We start from the raw sequence: 17,424 nt of genomic DNA on the forward strand, positions 1-17,424 counted from the left end.
CGGGAAGCCGTGCGTGCGGCTCCGTCTGGTTGGCATCTTCCACCCGCCGCGGGACGGCGGATGGCCCCTCAACGCGCCGCGTTCGGCCAGCCGCCCGAAGGCGCCGGCCTATTGCGTCGCGAACTGAATCCGGTGCAGGCCGGCATAGAGGCCGTTGGCCTCGATCAGCGCGGCATGCGTTCCTTGTTCGGCAACCCGGCCATGGTCGAGCACGACGATGCGGTCGGCGTTCTCGATGGTCGACAACCGGTGCGCGATCACCAGCGTGGTGCGGCCCGCCATCAGCGACTCCAGCGCCTGCTGGACCTGGCGCTCGGATTCCGAATCCAGCGCCGAGGTCGCCTCGTCCAGGATCAGAATCGGGGCGTCCTTGTAGATCGCCCGGGCGATCGCCATGCGCTGCCGCTGGCCGCCCGACAGCTTCATGCCATTGTCGCCGATATTGGTCTGCACGCCCTGGTCCAGGCGCGCCACGACGTCGGTGAGGTACGCCGCGGCCAGTGCGCGCTCGACGCGCGCCAGGTCGATCTGGTCCGCCGAATGCACGCCGTAGGCCACGTTCGCCGCCACCGTGTCGTTGAACAGCACCACGTCCTGGCTGACGAAGGCGATCTGGCGGCGCAGGTCCTTCAGCGACAGCGCGCTCAGCGGCTGGCCATCGAGCAGGATGCGGCCTTCGGTGGGGTCGAAGAAGCGCGGCACCAGATTGACCAGCGTGGTCTTGCCGCTGCCGGAGGGACCGACCAGCGCCACCACCTCGCCCGCCGCCACGCGCAGATCGACCTTCTCCAGCGCGGCGCGACCTGCGTCGCCGTAGCGGAAGCCGACCTGCTCGAACGACAGCTCGCCGTGCGCGCGCTCCAGCGGCAGGCCGCCTTCCTGCGGCTCCACCGGCTCGTCGATCAGGCGGAAGATCATCTCTGCCGCCGTCAGCCCGCGCGTGAGCGGCTGGTTCAGGTCGGTCAGGTGCTTCAGCGGCGAGATCAGCAGCAGCATGGCCATCACAAAGCCAGTGAAGGCGCCTACCGTGGTCTGGTTGGCCTGCGACTGGATCATCGCAATGGTCAGGATCACCGACAGCGCGACCGAAGCCAGGAACGCCGTCACCGGCTGGTTCAGGCCGCCGGCCACCGCCATGCGCATCGCATAGCCGCGCAGCCGCTCGGCCATCGCATGAAAGCGCGAGGTCTCGTAGGCCTCGCCGCCATGCAGCTTGACCACCTTGTAGCCGCCGGCGGCTTCCTCGACCACGTAGGCGGCGGTATTGGTCAGCGTCTGGTGCTCGCGGTTCAGGCGGCGCAGGCGCCGGTTGACCTTGGACATGATGAATCCGATCACCGGCAGGATCACGGCCACCACCAGCGTCAGCTGCCAGTTCGTGTAGAAGAGGTAGATCAGCAGGGCCACCACGGTCAGCGAGTCGCGCACCAGCGTGATCAGCACGCCGGTCAGGATCTGCATGACCTGGTTGACCTCGAAGATCACCGCGTTGATCAGCGAGGCCGCCGTATTGCGGTGAAAGAACATGGCCGGCGCATGCAGCATGCGCTCGAACATCTGCATGCGCATCTTCAGCAGCACGCGGTTGGAGATGGCCGCGAGCAGATAGCCCGAGGCGAACTGCGCGAGGCCGCGCAGCAGTGCCACGCCAATCAGCAGCGCCGGCACGTGCCACAGCTTGCCGGCATAGGAGCCGCCGAATCCCTTGTCGAGCAGGTCGTTGACCACCTTCGGGATGGCACCCTCGCAGGCGGCAACCACGGCCATGGCCAGGATGGCCAGGGCGAACACCCGCACTTCGGGACGCAGATAGGACCAGACGCGCTTGAGCGTGTCGGTCTCTGTGGGGGATTGCAGTGGCTTGTTCACAGTGATTCGTTGTTGTTCCGAGGTTTGCCCTGGTTGACGATGGCCAATCCCAGCAGCAGGCCGACGGTGCCGGCATAGAAGACGATATTGGCCTGGTGCGCCATGGTGACCTGGGTCAGGCCGCCGATCACGCTGGTCAGCACCACGGCCAGCCCCGCCGCGGCGAGGCTCAGCCCCACCGGGTGCTCGTCACTACTGCGACGCAGCAGCCGCCAGAACAGCGCCGCCGGCACCAGGAACATGCCCATCAACGCCAGCAGGCCGGGAATGCCCGTGGTCGCGAGCGCCTCCATGACGTCGTTGTGCGCATGCTCCAGGCAGAACTCGTGCCGCTTGTGGCTTGCCTGGCAGGCCGGCAGCTCGCGCGTGAGCCGGCTGAACCGGCCCAGGCCCACGCCGGTCCACGGGTGTTCCTTCACCGCCGAGGCGGCCAGCTGCCACATCAGCAGCCGCGCGCCGGTCGAGGAATCGGGATTGCCTTCCTTGAACTGCGCGATGTCCTGCCCGACCTTGTCCACGCGCTTGGCCACCGGGCTGTCGGGCAAGGCGTACAGCGCCGCCGCCGCGGCCACCAGCATGGCGACCAGCGCGACGAAGGCCACCGGCCGGATATGCCGATGGCGCACGGGCAGCATCACCACGGTGGTGACCATCAGCGCCAGCCAGGCACCGCGCGAACCGTTGACCACCAGGATCGCCACGGCCGCGATCAATACGCCCCAGCCCAGCAGGTGATCGACCGCCCGCTGCCCGGGCCGAACGAAACCGATCAGGCCGAACGCCGCCACCATGTTGCCGAAGGCGATCGGCTGCACCCATGCCGCCGGTCGCGCCTCGCCCAATGCCAGCTTCTGGTAGCTCACGATCACCAGCGTCAGCGCGATCGCGACCGGCACACCGTACCAGAGCCAGCGGCTGTCCGGCCGGTAGCGCAGTATCACCAGGCAGGCGAGCCAGGCGAGCAGGATGCGCGAGGGATTGTCCAGCGACGACCACTCGAGGTCGAAGTACACCTTCGAGGCCAGGCACACGGCGCCTACCGCTAGAATGGCAAGCCCGAGCGGCTTGAGCCACTCGCCGTGCTCCGCCAGAATGCGGCCGGCGCCGCGGAAGCTCAATATCGCACCGACCAGGATGGCGGCGAGAAACACGCCCGAGCCCCTTGGCACGCCAAGCAGCAGGACGGGAAACGCCAGCACTAGTCCATTGGCCAGCCAGCTTTGGCCGGTGGCCGCGGTCGCACGAAACACCATAAGAAACTCTATGAAGATCTCAGTCGTACTGATTACAAAAAACGAGGCGCACAATATCCGAGCGTGCCTGGAGAGCGTGTCATGGTGCGACCGCGCGATTATAGTGGATTCGGGTAGCGAGGACGGCACCGTGGAGCTGGCTCGCAGCATGGGCGCCGAGGTTTTCGAAACCACGTCCTGGCCCGGTTTCGGTCCTCAGAAAAACCTCGCGCTGGCCCACGTCGACAGCAACACCGAATGGGTGTTTTCCATCGACGCGGACGAGCGCGTCACGCCCGAGCTGCGCGACCAGATCCTGGCCGCCGCTGCCTCGGGCGCGGCCGATGCCTACGAAATGCCCCGGCTGTCCCGCTTCTGCGGCCGCTTCATCCACCACGGCGGCTGGTACCCGGACTACGTCACCCGCCTGTTCCGGCGCGGCCGTGCCCGCTTCTCCGACGATCTGGTGCACGAGCGCCTGATCGTCGACGGCGCCACCGCCCGCCTCGCCTCGCCGCTGCTGCACTACACCTACGACGACTATTCCCAGGTCCTGCGCAAGATCGACCAGTACTCGACGCTCGGTGCGCGCCAGGGCCTGGCGCGCGGCAAGACCGCCACGCCGGCGAGCGCCGTGCTGCACGGCGCCTGGGCGTTCCTGCGCACGTACCTGCTGCGGCGCGGCTTCCTCGATGGCGGCCAGGGGCTGGGCGTGGCGTTGATGAACGGTCAGGCCAGCTACTACAAATACATCAAGCTCTGGCATCTGCAGCAGCAGGCGCGGGATGGCGCGCCGCCAGCAGGTCCGCAACACAGTCGCTGAACGCGCGGGCGGTCGGGCCGAAGCCCATCTGGGCGATATGCGCGGCAGCGTAAGCCAGCAGTTGCTGGCGCAGCGCCTCGTCGCGCAGCCCGCGCGCCATCGCATCGGCCAGCGCCTCGACGTCGCCCACCGGGGTCAGCATGCCGGCGCGGCCTTCGTCCAGGATCTCGCGCGGGCCCACCGGGCAATCGGTGCTGATCACCAGCTGTCCCACCGCCATGCCTTCGAGCAGCACGTTCGGCAGCCCTTCCATCTTGGAGCTGTACGCCATCAGCCGCGCATGGCGGATCCACACATAGGGATTGGCCTGAAAGCCGACAAAGCGCACGCGCGCGGCCAGGCCGAGCTCGCGCGCCAGCCCCTCCAGCGCCTTGCGGGACGCGCCGTCGCCCACGATCACCAGCGCCTCCGGCGCACCAGTGCGCTCGACCAGCAGCGCGTAGGCCTTGAGCAGCGTGGTGAAATCCTTCTGGCTTTCCTCCAGCCGGCCCACCGACACGATGTACGGTTCGGGCGCCCCGTCGAAGGGCTGCGCCGCGAGCGCGCGGATATGCTGCAGGTCGATGGCGTTGTAGAGGCGCACGAACTTGTCCGCCGCCTCGGGGATCAGGGCGCGCGCATCGCGCAGCATGGTGTCGTTGAGCACCACGATGCGGTCGTAGTGCTCGCGGCATTGGCGCTTGAGCTTGCGCAGCTTGCGGCGATGGCCCTGCGCCAGATGGGCGACGCTGAAATGCGAATAGCCGAGCATCGGCACCGGCAGCGGACCGGTCAGGCGCGACAGCGACATGTCGTAGTCCACCACCACGTCGTAGCCGGCGGCGATACGGCGAAAGCGCTGATTGAAGATCGGCTTGCGGATCGCCGGCAGCAGCAGGTCTTCGCAGATCTTGCCAAGCGGTCCCAGCTGGCCTGCCTTTTTCAGCTGGCGCGTGCGCGACAGCCACGCTTCGGGGCCCAGCACGTGAATGCTTACCTGCGGCGCGATGCGTGCGCGGAAATGGGTCTCCAGCGCCTCGGTCGGAAAGGCCACCGTCAGTCCCACGTCGACGCCCTCGCCGGCGAGCGCGTTCATCAGCGACACCAGCGAAGTCTCGATCCCGCCGCGCAGGAACTGGGTGATGTGAAACAGCACCCGGGGCCGGGATCCCGGCGAGCGCGCAGACTGGCGAGCGGCTTGCCGTTCAGCCATAAATCACACGCACGCTGTCACCCGGCAGCGCCGCGCGGAAACTGCCCAGCGCATCGTCGGACGGCGTGACCTGCCAGTCCTTGCCAAGCATCGCATCGCACTGCGCGCCCGCGGTGACATAGCTGATGCGCACCGGCACGCCCGGCGTATTGGTCGTGCCGGCCAGATACGGCGTCAGCAGCTCGCGCAGCAGCGCGGTCGAGGCATTGCCGTTGAACGACAGCTGCACCGCCTCCGCATAGCGGGCGCGCGCGGCCACCAGGTCCATCACCGACTCCGCGGTGAAACGCACACCGCCCGTGAAGGTATCGTGGCGGGCATTGCCCTGGGCGATGAGCATCTCGTCCTCCCGGAACATGTGGCGGTTCGCGTCGAACAGTTCGTTGAACACCGTCATCTCGACCTGCCCGGTGCCGTCGTCCAGCAACACGATCAGCATCTTGCCGCGCTGCGTCATCTGGGTGCGGATGCCGGTGATCACGCCGGCGACGACCTTGTTGCGCACATCGCGGCCGAAGCCGCCACCGTTGCCCTGCACTTCCTTTTCCAGCGCCGCCAGCGTGCCCTTGACGAAGCGCCGCACCTCATCGCGGTACGCGTCGAACAGATGGCCCGAGAAGTAATAGCCAAGCGCCTGCTTTTCTTCCTGCAGCGTGCGCTTCGGCGTCCAGCGCGGTTCGTCCAGCAGTTCGGGGCGATGGGCGTCGCCCGCGTCGCCCATCAGGTCGAACAGCGACACCTGGTTGGCGGACTCGGCCTTCTGCTCGGCCGCTTCCATCGCGCGCGACACCGAGGCCAGCAACTGCGCGCGGTTGTCGTTCAGGCTGTCGAAGGCCCCGGCGCGGATCAGCGCCTCGATGGTGCGGCGGTTCACCTGGCGCCGGTCCACGCGTTCGCAGAAGTCGAACAGGTCGGTGAACGGCTGCTCCGCGCGGGCGCGCAGGATGTCCTCGATCGCACCCTGGCCGGAGCCCTTGATGCCGCCCAGGCCGTAGCGGATGGTCTTGGCATCGGTCGGCGCGAAGCGGTACTCGCTGGCGTTCACGTCGGGCGGCAGCACCTTCAGGCCGTTCAGCTTGCAGTCCTCGTAGAGGATCTTGACCTTGTCGGTGTCGTCCATGGCGAGCGACATGTTCGCCGCCATGAATTCGGCCGGATGGTGTGCCTTGAGCCAGGCGGTGTAGTACGCCAGCAGCGCGTACGCGGCCGCGTGCGACTTGTTGAAGCCGTAGCCCGCGAATTTCTCCATCAGGTCGAAGATGTCGTCGGCCTGCTGGGCGGTCAGCCCGTTCACGGCGGCGCCCTCGCGGAACAGCTCGCGGTGCTTGGCCATCTCCTCGGGCTTCTTCTTGCCCATGGCCCGGCGCAGCAGGTCAGCGCCGCCCAGCGAATAGCCGCCGATGATCTGCGCCATCTGCATCACCTGCTCCTGGTAGACCATGATGCCGTAGGTCTCCTTGAGCACGGGCTCGACGCGCGGGTCCGGATATTCCACTTTCTCGCGGCCATGCTTGCGGGCGCAGAAGCTGGGGATCAGGTCCATCGGGCCGGGACGATAGAGCGCCACCAGCGCGATGATGTCCTCGAAGCGGTCGGGCTTGGCGTCCTTGAGCATGCCCTGCATGCCGCGGCTTTCCAGCTGGAACACGGCCACCGTGTTCGCCGTCTTCAGGATGTCGAAGGCGGGCGCGTCGTTCAGCGGAATCTGGCTGCAGTTCCAGTCCGCCTTGCTCGGGTCGAGCCGGCGGATATAGCGCTCGGCCCAGTCGAGGATCGTCAGCGTGGTCAGGCCCAGAAAGTCGAACTTGACCAGGCCTGCGGCCTCCACGTCGTCCTTGTCGTACTGGCTGACCACGCCGCTCATGCCGTCGTTCTGCGCGCCTTGCGTGTAGAGCGGGCAGAAGTCGGTCAGCTTCCCGGGCGCGATCAGCACGCCGCCGGCGTGCATGCCGACGTTGCGGGTCATGCCCTCCACGCGCTGCGCGAGTTCGAGGAGCTGGCGCACCTCCTCCTCGTTGCTCTCGCGCTCGCCGAGCATCGGCTCTTCCTTCTTCGCCTCCTCGATCGTCACCAGCTTGCCCGGCTTGAACGGGATCAGCTTGGCCACGCCGTCGACGAAGTTGTACCCCAGGTCCAGCACCCGGCCCACGTCGCGCACCGCGGCCTTCGCCGCCATGGTGCCGAAGGTCGCGATCTGCGACACCGCGTCCTTGCCGTATTTCTCCTTCACGTACGTGATCACGCGATCCCGCCCGTGCTGGCAAAAGTCGATGTCGAAGTCGGGCATCGAGACCCGTTCCGGGTTCAGGAACCGCTCGAACAGCAGCGCGTACTTGAGCGGATCGAGGTCGGTGATGCCGAGCGCGTAGGCCACCAGCGAACCGGCGCCGGAACCCCGTCCGGGGCCCACCGGCACACCGTTGTTCTTGGCCCAGTTGATGAAGTCGGCCACGATCAGGAAGTAGCCGGGAAAGCCCATCTTGATGATGGTGTCGGTCTCGAACTTCAGGCGCTCGTAATATTCGGGCCGCTTGCCTTCGCGCACGGTCTCGTCGGGGAACAGCACCTCCAGCCGGCGCTCCAGCCCTTCCTTGGCCATATGGACGAGGTAGTCGTCGAGCGACATGCCGTCCGGCGTGGGAAACAGCGGCAGGCGCGGCCTGCCAAGTTCCAGCGTCAGGTTGCAGCGGCGCGCGATCTGCACCGCGTTCTCGAGCGCGGACGGGATGTCGGCGAACAGCGCGCACATCTCGTCCTGCGTCTTGAAATACTGGTCGGTGGTGAAGCGGCGCGTGCGCCGCGGGTTGGCGAGCAGCTCGCCCTCGGCGATGCACACGCGTGCCTCGTGCGCGGTGAAATCGTCCGGGGTCATGAACTGCACCGGATGCGTGGCCACCACCGGCAGCTGCAGCGAGGCGGCAAGCTGCACGGCGCGCTGCACGTAGGCCTCGGTGCCTGGCAGTTCCGCGCGTTGCAGCTCGATGTAGAAGCGCTGCGGGAACACGCTCGCCCAATGGCGGGCCGCGCGTTCGGCGCCGGCCTCGTTGCCGTTGGCAAGCGCCATGCCGATATCGCCGCCCATGGCGCCCGACAGCGCGATCAGGCCGGCCGACAACGGCAGTCCGTCCGCCCCGGCCTCCTCGAACCAGGCGGGCTCGATTTCGGCTCGCCCGCGATGCTGGTTCGCCAGCCACGCGCGCGACAGCAGCATGCAAAGGTTCAGGTAGCCCCGCTGGTCCTGCACCAGCAGCAACAGCCGCGTGGGCTTGTCGCGGTCGTCGCCATTGGTGAGCCACACGTCGGCGCCGACGATCGGCTTCACGCCGCCGGAGCGCGCCTCCTTGTAGAAGCGGATCAGGCCGAAGGCGTTGGCCAAGTCGGTCAGCGCGAGCGCGCCCATGCCATCGGCGGCGGCGGCCGAAACGGCATCGTCCAGGCGCACGATGCCGTCGACGATGGAGTATTCGGAGTGGAGGCGGAGGTGTACGAAGCGGGGCGAAGACATGGCCGCCATTGTAACGGCTCACACCGCAGCGAGCGGCCTCCTTTCCGTAACCGCATGTGTGTGGCGCCCGCGCGCGATACGCCGAAAGAGCCGCCGGCAAGGCCCGGATCGCGGCCCGAAACGGCTATAATTTCGCCTTTCCAATCAGGCAGTTACTGCGCGCTTCACCGCGCAGGCCAGGCTCGCGGCACATGCAGATCGTCAATATTTCCGCCTATCTCTTCGTCACGCTCGACGATATCGAAACCCTGCGACCCGCGATGCGCACGCGGTGCGAGGCGCTGGGTCTGAAGGGCACGATCCTGCTGGCCCCCGAAGGGATCAATCTGTTCCTCGCCGGCACGCGCGAGGCCATCGACGGCTTCGTCGCGTGGCTGCGCGACGATCCGCGTTTTGCCGCCATCGAGCCAAAGGAAAGCCTGTCGGACACGCAGCCCTTCAAGCGCATGCTGGTGCGCCAGAAGAAGGAAATCATCACGATGAAGATGCCGCTGATCCGGCCCGAGGAAGGACGCGCGCCGTCGGTGCGGCCCGTGGACCTGAAGCGGTGGCTGGACCAAGGGCACGACGACGAGGGCCGGCCGGTGGTGATGCTGGACACGCGCAATGCCTTCGAGGTCGCGGTCGGCACGTTCGAGCAGGCGGTGGACTACGACATCGCCAAGTTCAGCGATTTCCCGCCCGCGGTGGCGGCGCGCCGCGCAGAGTTCGAAGGCAAGACCGTGGTGTCGTTCTGCACTGGCGGCATCCGCTGCGAAAAGGCCGCCATCCATATGCACCAGGCCGGCATCGAGAACGTGTACCAGCTCGAGGGCGGCATCCTGAAGTACTTCGAGGAAGTGGGCGGCAGCCACTACCGCGGCGACTGCTTCGTCTTCGACTACCGTACGGCGCTGAATCCCGAACTGCTGCCGGCGGGGCCCAAGCAGTGCTTCGCCTGCCGTGCGGTGGTCACGCCGGAGGAACAGCAGCGTCCCGAATACGTGGTGGGCAAGAGCTGCCCGCACTGCCACGCGGGGCAGCAGGCCACGGCAGCCTGACTGCGCGCTGGCAGCCGGTCAGGCCGCCAGCAGGTGATACAGGTTGCGCAGCATGCCGGCGGTGGCGCCCCAGATAAAGCGATGCCCGCCGTCCTCGCGCGGGAACGGCATGGCGTAGAACAGCCGCTCGCCGTCGATCCAGCGGAACAGGCGCCGCTCGTGCCGCGACGGGTCCATCAGGAAGGCCAGTGGCACCTCGAACACATCGGCCACTTCCCGCACATCGGGCCGCAGCACGAAGCCATCGCGCACCAGCGCCACCACGGGGCTGACGTGAAAGCCCGTCCCGGTGATGTAGTCCGGCAACGCGCCCAGCACCTCGATAAAGCTGCGGTGCAGGCCGACCTCCTCCTCCGTTTCCCGCAAGGCCGTCTCGACGCGGTTCGCGTCCGTCTCCTCCCACCGCCCGCCCGGAAAGCTGATCTGGCCGGCGTGGGCCGTCAGGTTGGCGTTGCGCTGCGTGAGCAGCACAGTCAGCCCGTCCTCGCGTTCGACGAGCGGAATCAGCACCGCCGCGTCGCGCAACGCCATGCTGCGGTCGTACAGCTTCGATTCGTCCGTCAGCTCGGGCGCCCAGGCCGGGGGCGAGCGGAAGCGATGGCGGATGAAGTCCGGCTGCAGCCGCGGTTCGCCCAGTGGCGGCCGCTGCGAGTCGACGGAGAGAACGGGAAGTGATTCGGGGTCGAAGACGGGACGCATAACGGCAAAGTATGACAGAAGCCCGATAGACAAGCCGGCGCATACGGTCTGGCCGCATCAAGCAAAAAGGGCACCCGAAGGTGCCCTTTTTGCGCAGCGACGACCGGCGAACCGGTCATCCAGCCTTGGCTTACTCCGCCGCGGCGGCCTTGGCAGGCGCGGCCTTGTACGCCAGCTTTTCCTTGATCCGCGCGGACTTGCCCGAACGCTGACGCAGGTAGTACAGCTTGGCGCGGCGCACGTCGCCACGGCGCTTCACTTCGATGCCGGCGATCAGCGGCGAGTACAGCTGGAACGTACGCTCCACGCCTTCACCCGACGAGATCTTGCGCACGATGAAGGACGAGTTCAGGCCGCGATTGCGCTTGGCGATCACGACACCTTCGTACGCCTGGACGCGCTTGCGGTTACCTTCGACCACATTCACGCTGACGATCACGGTGTCGCCGGGTGCGAATGCGGGGATGGTCTTGTTCGCGGTCAGACGCGCGATCTCTTCCTTCTCGATCTGCTCGATGATGTTCATCGTTTTCTCCTTGACCATCATGCCGGCGTTGTGTGCCCAGGTCTTCCTGGCCCCGGCAGAGGATGGGGTTTCAACCGGCGGGAGCGAACTCCCGCCCTTCTTTCGCCAACCATTCCGACAAGAATTTCTCGTCGGCACGAGATAGCAAACCTTGACTGCGCGCCGCCACGATCAGATCGGGCCGCTTCTTGGCAGTGTTGACGAGCGCCTGCTGGCGCCGCCATTTTTCAATCTCGGCATGATGGCCACCGAGCAGGATGTCGGGGACCCGTACGCCTTCGTATTCTTCCGGCCGCGTGTAGTGCGGACAGTCCAGCAGGCCATTGACGAAGCTGTCCTGCACCGCGGACTGGGCATCGCCCAGCACGCCCGGCAACAGCCGCACCACGGCATCGATCACCGCCATCGCGGGCAGCTCGCCGCCCGACAGCACGAAATCGCCGAGGCTGATTTCCTCGTCGACACGGCGGTCGATCAGCCGCTGGTCGATCGCCTCATACCGGCCGCACAGCAGCACCAGACTCGGCTTGCGCGCCAGCTCCACCGCCTTGGCATGCGTGAGCGGCGCGCCCTGCGGCGACATCAACACCACGTGCGACGGCGCAGCCCCGGCTTCGGCCTGGGCCGCGCAAGCCGCGTCCAGCGCGTCTTCCAGCGGCCTCGCCAACATCACCATGCCAGGGCCGCCGCCGTAGGGGCGATCGTCGATGGTCCGGTAATTGTCGGTGGTGAAATCTCGCGGATTCCAGGTACGCAACTGATAGCGCTGCTGCTTGGCCGCCCGGCTGGTGATACCCCAGTCGGTCAGGGCGCGAAACATCTCGGGAAACAGCGTGATTACATCGAACTGCATCCGCTTCCCCTTCTCCACGGCCTCAGTAGTCCAGCCCCCAGTCCACCACGATCTTCTTGCCCGCGGTGTCCACGGTGCGCAGATACGCGTCGACGAAGGGGATCAGCCGCTCGTCGGCCTTGCCATCCGGCTGCACGTAGGCCACCTGCAATACCTGGTGCGCGCCGTTGTCGATCAGCCCGGACACTTCGCCGAGGCTCTCGCCCTGTTCGTTGAACACGGCGCAGCCGATCAGATCGACCCAGTAAAACTCGTTGTCGGCGGGCGCCGGGAAGTCCGCGCGCCGGATCCAGACGCGGCGGCCCTTCAGTGCCTCGGCCAGATTGCGGTCCGATATGCCCACCGCCTGCGCCACCACCGTGCCGCTATGCTCGCGCGACTGGGCGATCTTCACGCTCAGCGCCTCGGGCTGCCCGGATCCGGCAGCCTGCACGCCGGTGCGCGGGGGCATCAACAGCCACCAGCGGCCCGCATTCAGCAGCCCGCCCGCGTCGTCGGCATGCGGCTGGACCTTGATCCACCCGCGAATGCCATAAGCCGCGCCGACATAGCCCACCTCGACCAAATCGTCGGGCAGGCCCTCCGTGCAGACAACGGCCGCCGGAAACTTCGCGACCTGCTTCGGCGTGGCGCGCGTGGACGCGGGCGGCACATTCAATGGCCGCCTGTTCACGGCACCCGGCTTGTCGCTCGGCTTTTCGCTCACGTAGCGCTATCGCACTTCAACCGGCATCGGCCACATCGCGCCGCTGCCAGTGGGGATGCCAATCAGGCGGCGGCCTTGGCGGCGCCTTGCTTGACCAGGCGAGCCACGGTCGGCGACAGCTGCGCGCCAACGCCTTGCCAGTAGGTCAGGCGGTCTTGCGCCAGGCGCAGGCCTTCTTCGGATTCCGAAGCGAGCGGGTTGTAGAAGCCAATACGCTCGATGAAACGGCCATCGCGACGGTTACGCGAATCGGCTGCAACGATATTGAAGAACGGGCGCTTCTTGCTGCCACCACGAGCCAGACGGATTACGACCATGGGATTGATTCCTCAGAAAACTTGGTGTTCGAACACGAAACGCGAGAGTATAGCCCAATACCCGAGCCCAAACAAACACTTAGGGTGGTTGACGCGTCGTGACGCCGCGGGCATCGTGGCGAAAACCCCAATGGAGAAGAAACCGTGCGTCACCATCGCCGCTTTTCTATCGTCCAGGCCCTGCTTGCACTGAGCGTCTGGCTCGCTTTGGCCAGCCCCGCCAACGCACAGATCGCGCTCGAGCAGCTCAAGCTGCCGCCTGGATTCCGCATCGAACTGGTGACGGACAAGGTGCCGGACGCACGCGGCATGACGATCTCGCCGGGCGGCACGCTCTTCGTCGGAAGCCGCGCCGCGGGCGCGGTCTACGCCGTCACGGAACCGCTGGGGAAACAGCCTAAGGTGCACAAGGTGGCCACGGGCCTGTCCCAGCCGGTGGGTGTCGCGTTCCGCGACGGCGCATTGTATGCCTCCTCGATGTCCCGGATCGTGCGGATAGACGATGTGGAGGCCCGGCTGGAGAACCCGCCCAAGCCGGTGGTGGTAAGTGACCGCTTCCCCACGGAGACGCCTCACGGCTGGAAGTTCATCGCCTTCGGCCCCGACGGTTACCTCTATGTTCCGGTCGGCGCGCCCTGCAACATCTGCCAGCGCGACGAGAACCGCTATGCCAACCTGATGAAGATGAAGCCGGACGGCTCCGACTTGCAGGTCGTCGCCAAGGGCGTACGCAACACCGTGGGCTTCGACTGGCATCCCGCCACCCGCGAGCTCTGGTTCACCGACAACGGCCGCGACTGGATGGGCGACGACCAGCCGGATGACGAACTGAACCGCGCGCCGCGGGCCGGCCTGCATTTCGGCTACCCGTACTGCCACGCCGGCAGCGTCGTCGACCCCGAGTTCGGCAAGGGTCGGGGCTGCAACGGATTCGAGCCGCCCGTGGCCAAGCTGGGCGCGCATGTGGCCGCGCTGGGCATGCGCTTCTACACCGGCAAGCAGTTTCCGGCGGAATTCCGCAACAACGTTTTCATCGCCGAGCATGGCAGCTGGAACCGCAGCGAGCGCGTGGGCTATCGCGTCAAGCGCGTGGTGCTGGACGACGCCGGCAAGGCGGTGCGGCAGGAAGTGTTCGCGCAGGGCTGGCTTGGCAGTGGCGGACCGTGGGGCCGGCCGGCAGACGTGGAGGTCGCGCCGGACGGCTCGCTGCTGGTCAGCGACGACCTTGCCGGCGCCGTCTATCGCATCCGCTACGCCCCGTGACCGGGCCGTGCCCGAGGCCCGTTGACGGTGCGCCAGGGCCACGCCGGCGGGCGAAACAATCCGTTACACCGGTAACGGGATTGGCATAGGCTCCCCAAATAGCGGTAAGTACCATGGTCGAAATCGCCACAACGAACAACACGCGACAGGACCTGGATTCCGCATGCTTTTCCGCTCTCCCCTGCGCGACATGGTGGCTGGCGTACTGCTGGCCGCGTCGCTGCTGGTCCTGACGGCCGGCAGCCACGCACAAGTCGCCCTCTGGAAACAAGGCAACGCCGGCGGCGTCATGCCGGCCACCGAGCGCCTGTCGGAAAGCGATATCAAACCCATCGTCATGCGAACGCAGAGCGCGGACCATGTCCGCGCTCAGATAGAGCGCATGGAAGCCCGCGCCCGCGCCGACGATCGGCTCAGCGGCCGCGGCGTCCCTTCCCAGCCACTGCGCAACGATGAACGGGGCAGGCCGGCCGAACGCGACAACCAGGCCGACAATGCCCGCCCCGAGGCGCGCCAGAGCCACGCCGGCCCCGGCTGGCAGGCGCGGGAACGCGAAGGCGTACGCTGATCCGGGCGCCCGCTCGGCGGGAGACGTGCCGGAACTTGCCCAATTGGTCAGGAGTCGAAAAGTCGTGGCTCCGGTTCGCCGGACCATACTGGCTGCCGCCCGGCGCTGACCGGTGATCAGCAGCGTGCCGTCGTGCGCAGACGGCAGACGCGTACTGACATGCCTCTCCCCGGCACCTTCTGTATTGCCCCGGCGACGGGCGCGGCCTCCGTTCCCCAACCAACGAGGTCCTTATGTTCTCCCTATTTTCCGATCTGGCCCGTCACGCCGGTCAACTGACGCTGGCCGTGCTGTTCATGGCGCTGCTGTCCATGGTGCTTTACGGCGAAACCACCGCCGGCGAACACGCCAAATCCCTGTTCAGCCTGTTCTCCACCGCGCCCCGATGACGCATTCCGGACGTTGCTGCAAGACATTGCGCGTTTTGCACCAGCGCCCTGGCTGCGGGCACGGCCTGACGGTCCGATACACGAACCGCCACCGGTCCTTGCACGGGCAGCCCATGTCTCGCAAGCGGCCCGTCGCTCATGGGTGACGGCGTACAATGGCGGCGTCGCGGGCCATACGCTCGCGTGCCCGCCGCTTTCCACGGTTTCACACCCATCGCCGGCGCCTTGCCGGCGTTTTTCATTGCTACCGCACATGTCCGCTACCGCCTCCGCCCCCGCTCGCCCTGCCCGCCCAGCCGCGTCTGGCCGCAAATCGAAATTGCTGACGGTGGCCCTGGCTTTTCTGTTCGGCTCGCTGGGCGCGCATCGCTTCTATCTTGGCGGCGCGGGCGACAAGTACGCGTGGCTCCATCTGCTCGCCACGCTCGCCGGCGCGATTGGCATCGCCTCGATGGTGGTCGGCGCCGGCGCTCCGGCATTGAACTGGACGTTCGCCGTAGCAGGCGGCACCTCGCTGATCAGCGCCTTTCTTGCCGCGATCGTCTATGGCCTGCGGCCGGACGACAAATGGGATGCCCGCTTCAATCCGCAGGGCCGGCCGACGCGGTCGGGCTGGCCGGTGGTCATCCTGGTGATTCTGTCGCTGCTGATCGGCACGGGCCTGCTGATGGCGGGCCTGGCGATCAGCTTTCAGACCTTCTTCGAATCGCAGGTCGAAGCGGCGCGCGAACTGTCGCAGTGAAGGCCGCCGCACCCGGCCTGCAGTTCCGGTTCGGCAAGCCCGCGCTTATTTGACACACGTCATCCCACTGGGCCGACTGTGGACCATACTGTTGTCACTGCCCGCGCGCGGCAAGGCGGCGGCGGGCCATGCGGTCACTGCCAGGAGTGGAGATGAATACCCCAAGCTACGAGGTGGGCCGGCTCGCGGCCCTCACGGTGCGGATGGTCCTTTCGTCCGGACTGTCGCGCGACGAAGCAAGCGCCGCGCTGAGATTGGCGCGAACGATGATCGAGGACGACAACGAAGCCGGCACGGCGAAGGACGACCGGAAGATACCGCGGCCGATGTATGCAACCCCGGCGGCCGCGGATCGCGGCGCCGGCACCATGTCCACACCGCGCGGCTGAGCCGCGCCGCATCCCATACTATGCCTGCGGCTCCGTGGCGGCCATCCAGCCTCGTACGACAGGATGGACCTTGTTCCGCCACGGATCGCCGCTGAACAACCCGTAGTGATCGCACCCCGGCACCGTCACGCGCCGTCTGCGCGCCAGCGGCAGGCCGGTGCAAAGCCCGTGCGCGGCGTGGGTCTGCCCCGCCCCGGAAATATCGTCGAGTTGTCCTTCGATCGTCAGCAGCGCGGTGCGGCGCAGGCATTCCGGCCGCACGGCCTGACCGGCGACCGACCACGTGCCCCTCGCCGGCAGCATCTGCTGGAACACCACGCGGAGCGTGTCGAGAAAGAATTCGGCCGGCATGTCGAGCACCGCGCCATATTCCGCCACCGCGCGGTCGATGCCGCGCGCGGTCTCTGCATCGCATCGGGGGCGGCGATACAGGTAGTCGGCCATCAGCTTGAACTGCCGGTCCGGATGCGCGGCGACCAGTGACGGATATTGCAGGAAACCGGGATACACCCTGCGCCCCGCGCCCGCATAGCCGGCCGGCACGGTACCGATGGCGCTGGCGTCCAGCCACGGCAGCCACATGCTGACCGCCATGCGGTTCAAAGCGGTTGGCGACAGCCGTGCGTCGACGGGGCCGCCGACCAGCGTGAGGCTGCGTGCCTCCTCCTCGCCGGCGTTCGCCAATCGCGAAACCGCCGCCAGGGCCGGCACGGTGGCCTGGCAAACGGCAATGACATCGAGCCTGGCGGCGCCAAGCTCGCGCATGAAGCGCTCCAGCAGCAGCACGAAGTCGTCGAGGCCAAACCGGCCGGCCGACACCGGGACGTCCCGGGCATCCATCCAGTCGGTGAGATAGACGTCGGTGTGCTGCAGCAGAGCCAGCACGGTGTCGCGCAGCAGTACGGCGCGGTGGCCCGCCAGCGGCGCGCACAGCAGTACACGCGGGCTGTCGGCGCCGACGACGGCCGGATCGCGCCGGAAGGCGAGCAGCTTGCAGAACGGCGTGTCGATGGCGACGGTCTGTTCCACCGCGACCGACTTTCCTTCCACCGCGACGCCGTGGATATCGAAGCCCGGCACGCCCAGCGCCTCCATGCCCTTCTGAAACCACTGGTAATACTGCTCGAACTGCTGCCGTCTGCTCAGCAGCGAAAACGGATAGGGGGCGACCGCCCACGCCGCGTCGGCCGCCTGACCCCAGGCGGCAAAAGGATTGAACGTGGCGAGGTGGTTTGCGCGCGTGCCATGCCGCATAGGCTCTCCATGGGACGGCCGCGGACGCGGCTCCAATCCGCATTATGGATACCGGGG

General features: G+C 67.1%; 17 protein-coding genes. 7 read left to right on the forward strand and 10 right to left on the reverse strand.

The features are described 5' to 3' along the window. Window positions 1–108: 108 nt before the first annotated feature. Window positions 109–1,875 carry a lipid A export permease/ATP-binding protein MsbA gene (gene msbA, locus LDO27_RS11995; RefSeq protein WP_222202320.1) on the reverse strand — a complete coding sequence of 589 codons (1,767 nt, stop codon included), beginning with the start codon at window positions 1,873–1,875 and terminating at the stop codon, window positions 109–111. After that, window positions 1,866–3,122, reverse strand: coding sequence for an O-antigen ligase family protein (locus tag LDO27_RS12000; RefSeq protein WP_224041973.1), 1,257 nt, complete (start codon window positions 3,120–3,122; stop codon window positions 1,866–1,868). The genes msbA and LDO27_RS12000 overlap by 10 nt, the downstream gene beginning before the upstream one ends. Before the next feature lie 10 nt (window positions 3,123–3,132). Here LDO27_RS12000 and LDO27_RS12005 point away from each other — a divergent pair, with 10 nt between their 5' ends. Further along, on the forward strand, window positions 3,133–3,924 hold the full coding sequence (locus tag LDO27_RS12005; RefSeq protein WP_224041974.1) for a glycosyltransferase family 2 protein: 792 nt from the start codon (window positions 3,133–3,135) through the stop codon (window positions 3,922–3,924). On the opposite strand, the gene LDO27_RS12010 is transcribed toward LDO27_RS12005, so the two are convergent. Both LDO27_RS12010 and dnaE read right to left on the reverse strand, forming a co-directional pair. Next, a complete protein-coding gene (locus LDO27_RS12010) occupies window positions 3,854–5,059 on the reverse strand; it encodes a glycosyltransferase (RefSeq protein WP_224041976.1) in 1,206 nt (401 codons plus the stop codon). The genes LDO27_RS12005 and LDO27_RS12010 overlap by 71 nt on opposite strands. Window positions 5,060–5,108: 49 nt before the next feature. Beyond that, complete coding sequence (gene dnaE / locus LDO27_RS12015) at window positions 5,109–8,621, reverse strand: DNA polymerase III subunit alpha (protein ID WP_224041978.1); 3,513 nt, start codon at window positions 8,619–8,621, stop codon at window positions 5,109–5,111. A gap of 191 nt (window positions 8,622–8,812) precedes the next feature. On the opposite strand from dnaE, the gene LDO27_RS12020 reads away from it, so the two are divergent. Further along, entirely contained in the window at window positions 8,813–9,661 is an 849-nt protein-coding gene (locus LDO27_RS12020; RefSeq protein WP_224041980.1) for a sulfurtransferase, read from the forward strand. 18 nt (window positions 9,662–9,679) lie between these two features. On the opposite strand, the gene LDO27_RS12025 is transcribed toward LDO27_RS12020, so the two are convergent. The 5 genes from LDO27_RS12025 to rpsP form a co-directional block, all read right to left on the reverse strand. Next, window positions 9,680–10,360, reverse strand: a complete 681-nt coding sequence (locus LDO27_RS12025) for a CoA pyrophosphatase (protein ID WP_224041982.1) — start codon at window positions 10,358–10,360, stop codon at window positions 9,680–9,682. Window positions 10,361–10,490: 130 nt separating this feature from the next. Next, on the reverse strand, window positions 10,491–10,886 hold the full coding sequence (rplS, locus tag LDO27_RS12030) for a 50S ribosomal protein L19 (protein WP_222201601.1): 396 nt from the start codon (window positions 10,884–10,886) through the stop codon (window positions 10,491–10,493). Window positions 10,887–10,956: 70 nt separating this feature from the next. Further along, window positions 10,957–11,739 (reverse strand): tRNA (guanosine(37)-N1)-methyltransferase TrmD, encoded by a 783-nt coding sequence (gene trmD / locus LDO27_RS12035; RefSeq protein WP_222201602.1) that lies wholly within the window; start codon window positions 11,737–11,739, stop codon window positions 10,957–10,959. 22 nt (window positions 11,740–11,761) lie between these two features. Beyond that, the gene (gene rimM / locus LDO27_RS12040; RefSeq protein WP_377747181.1) at window positions 11,762–12,445 is read right to left on the reverse strand and encodes a ribosome maturation factor RimM; all 684 of its coding nucleotides are present in this window, start codon (window positions 12,443–12,445) and stop codon (window positions 11,762–11,764) included. 62 nt (window positions 12,446–12,507) lie between these two features. After that, the gene (gene rpsP / locus LDO27_RS12045; RefSeq protein WP_222201603.1) at window positions 12,508–12,762 is read right to left on the reverse strand and encodes a 30S ribosomal protein S16; all 255 of its coding nucleotides are present in this window, start codon (window positions 12,760–12,762) and stop codon (window positions 12,508–12,510) included. A gap of 144 nt (window positions 12,763–12,906) precedes the next feature. On the opposite strand from rpsP, the gene LDO27_RS12050 reads away from it, so the two are divergent. The 5 genes from LDO27_RS12050 to LDO27_RS12070 all read left to right on the forward strand — a co-directional run bounded on the left by LDO27_RS12050 (window position 12,907) and on the right by LDO27_RS12070 (window position 16,113). Next, window positions 12,907–14,025 carry a PQQ-dependent sugar dehydrogenase gene (locus LDO27_RS12050; protein ID WP_377747183.1) on the forward strand — a complete coding sequence of 373 codons (1,119 nt, stop codon included), beginning with the start codon at window positions 12,907–12,909 and terminating at the stop codon, window positions 14,023–14,025. A 163-nt stretch (window positions 14,026–14,188) separates the two neighbouring features. Next, window positions 14,189–14,593: a hypothetical protein gene (locus LDO27_RS12055; protein WP_222201605.1), complete on the forward strand. Its 405-nt coding sequence runs from the start codon at window positions 14,189–14,191 to the stop codon at window positions 14,591–14,593. A 233-nt stretch (window positions 14,594–14,826) separates the two neighbouring features. Next, complete coding sequence (locus tag LDO27_RS12060) at window positions 14,827–14,982, forward strand: hypothetical protein (RefSeq protein ID WP_222201606.1); 156 nt, start codon at window positions 14,827–14,829, stop codon at window positions 14,980–14,982. Window positions 14,983–15,235: 253 nt separating this feature from the next. Then, complete coding sequence (locus LDO27_RS12065) at window positions 15,236–15,724, forward strand: NINE protein (protein ID WP_222201607.1); 489 nt, start codon at window positions 15,236–15,238, stop codon at window positions 15,722–15,724. A 152-nt stretch (window positions 15,725–15,876) separates the two neighbouring features. After that, window positions 15,877–16,113: a hypothetical protein gene (locus tag LDO27_RS12070; RefSeq protein ID WP_222201608.1), complete on the forward strand. Its 237-nt coding sequence runs from the start codon at window positions 15,877–15,879 to the stop codon at window positions 16,111–16,113. Window positions 16,114–16,131: 18 nt separating this feature from the next. Here the strand turns inward: LDO27_RS12070 and phaZ are convergent, their stop codons facing one another. After that, window positions 16,132–17,367 (reverse strand): polyhydroxyalkanoate depolymerase, encoded by a 1,236-nt coding sequence (gene phaZ, locus LDO27_RS12075; RefSeq protein WP_224041984.1) that lies wholly within the window; start codon window positions 17,365–17,367, stop codon window positions 16,132–16,134. Between the last annotated feature and the right edge of the window lie 57 nt (window positions 17,368–17,424).

This window comes from Cupriavidus respiraculi (assembly GCF_914271545.1).
Taxonomy (GTDB): Bacteria; Pseudomonadota; Gammaproteobacteria; order Burkholderiales; family Burkholderiaceae; genus Cupriavidus; species Cupriavidus respiraculi.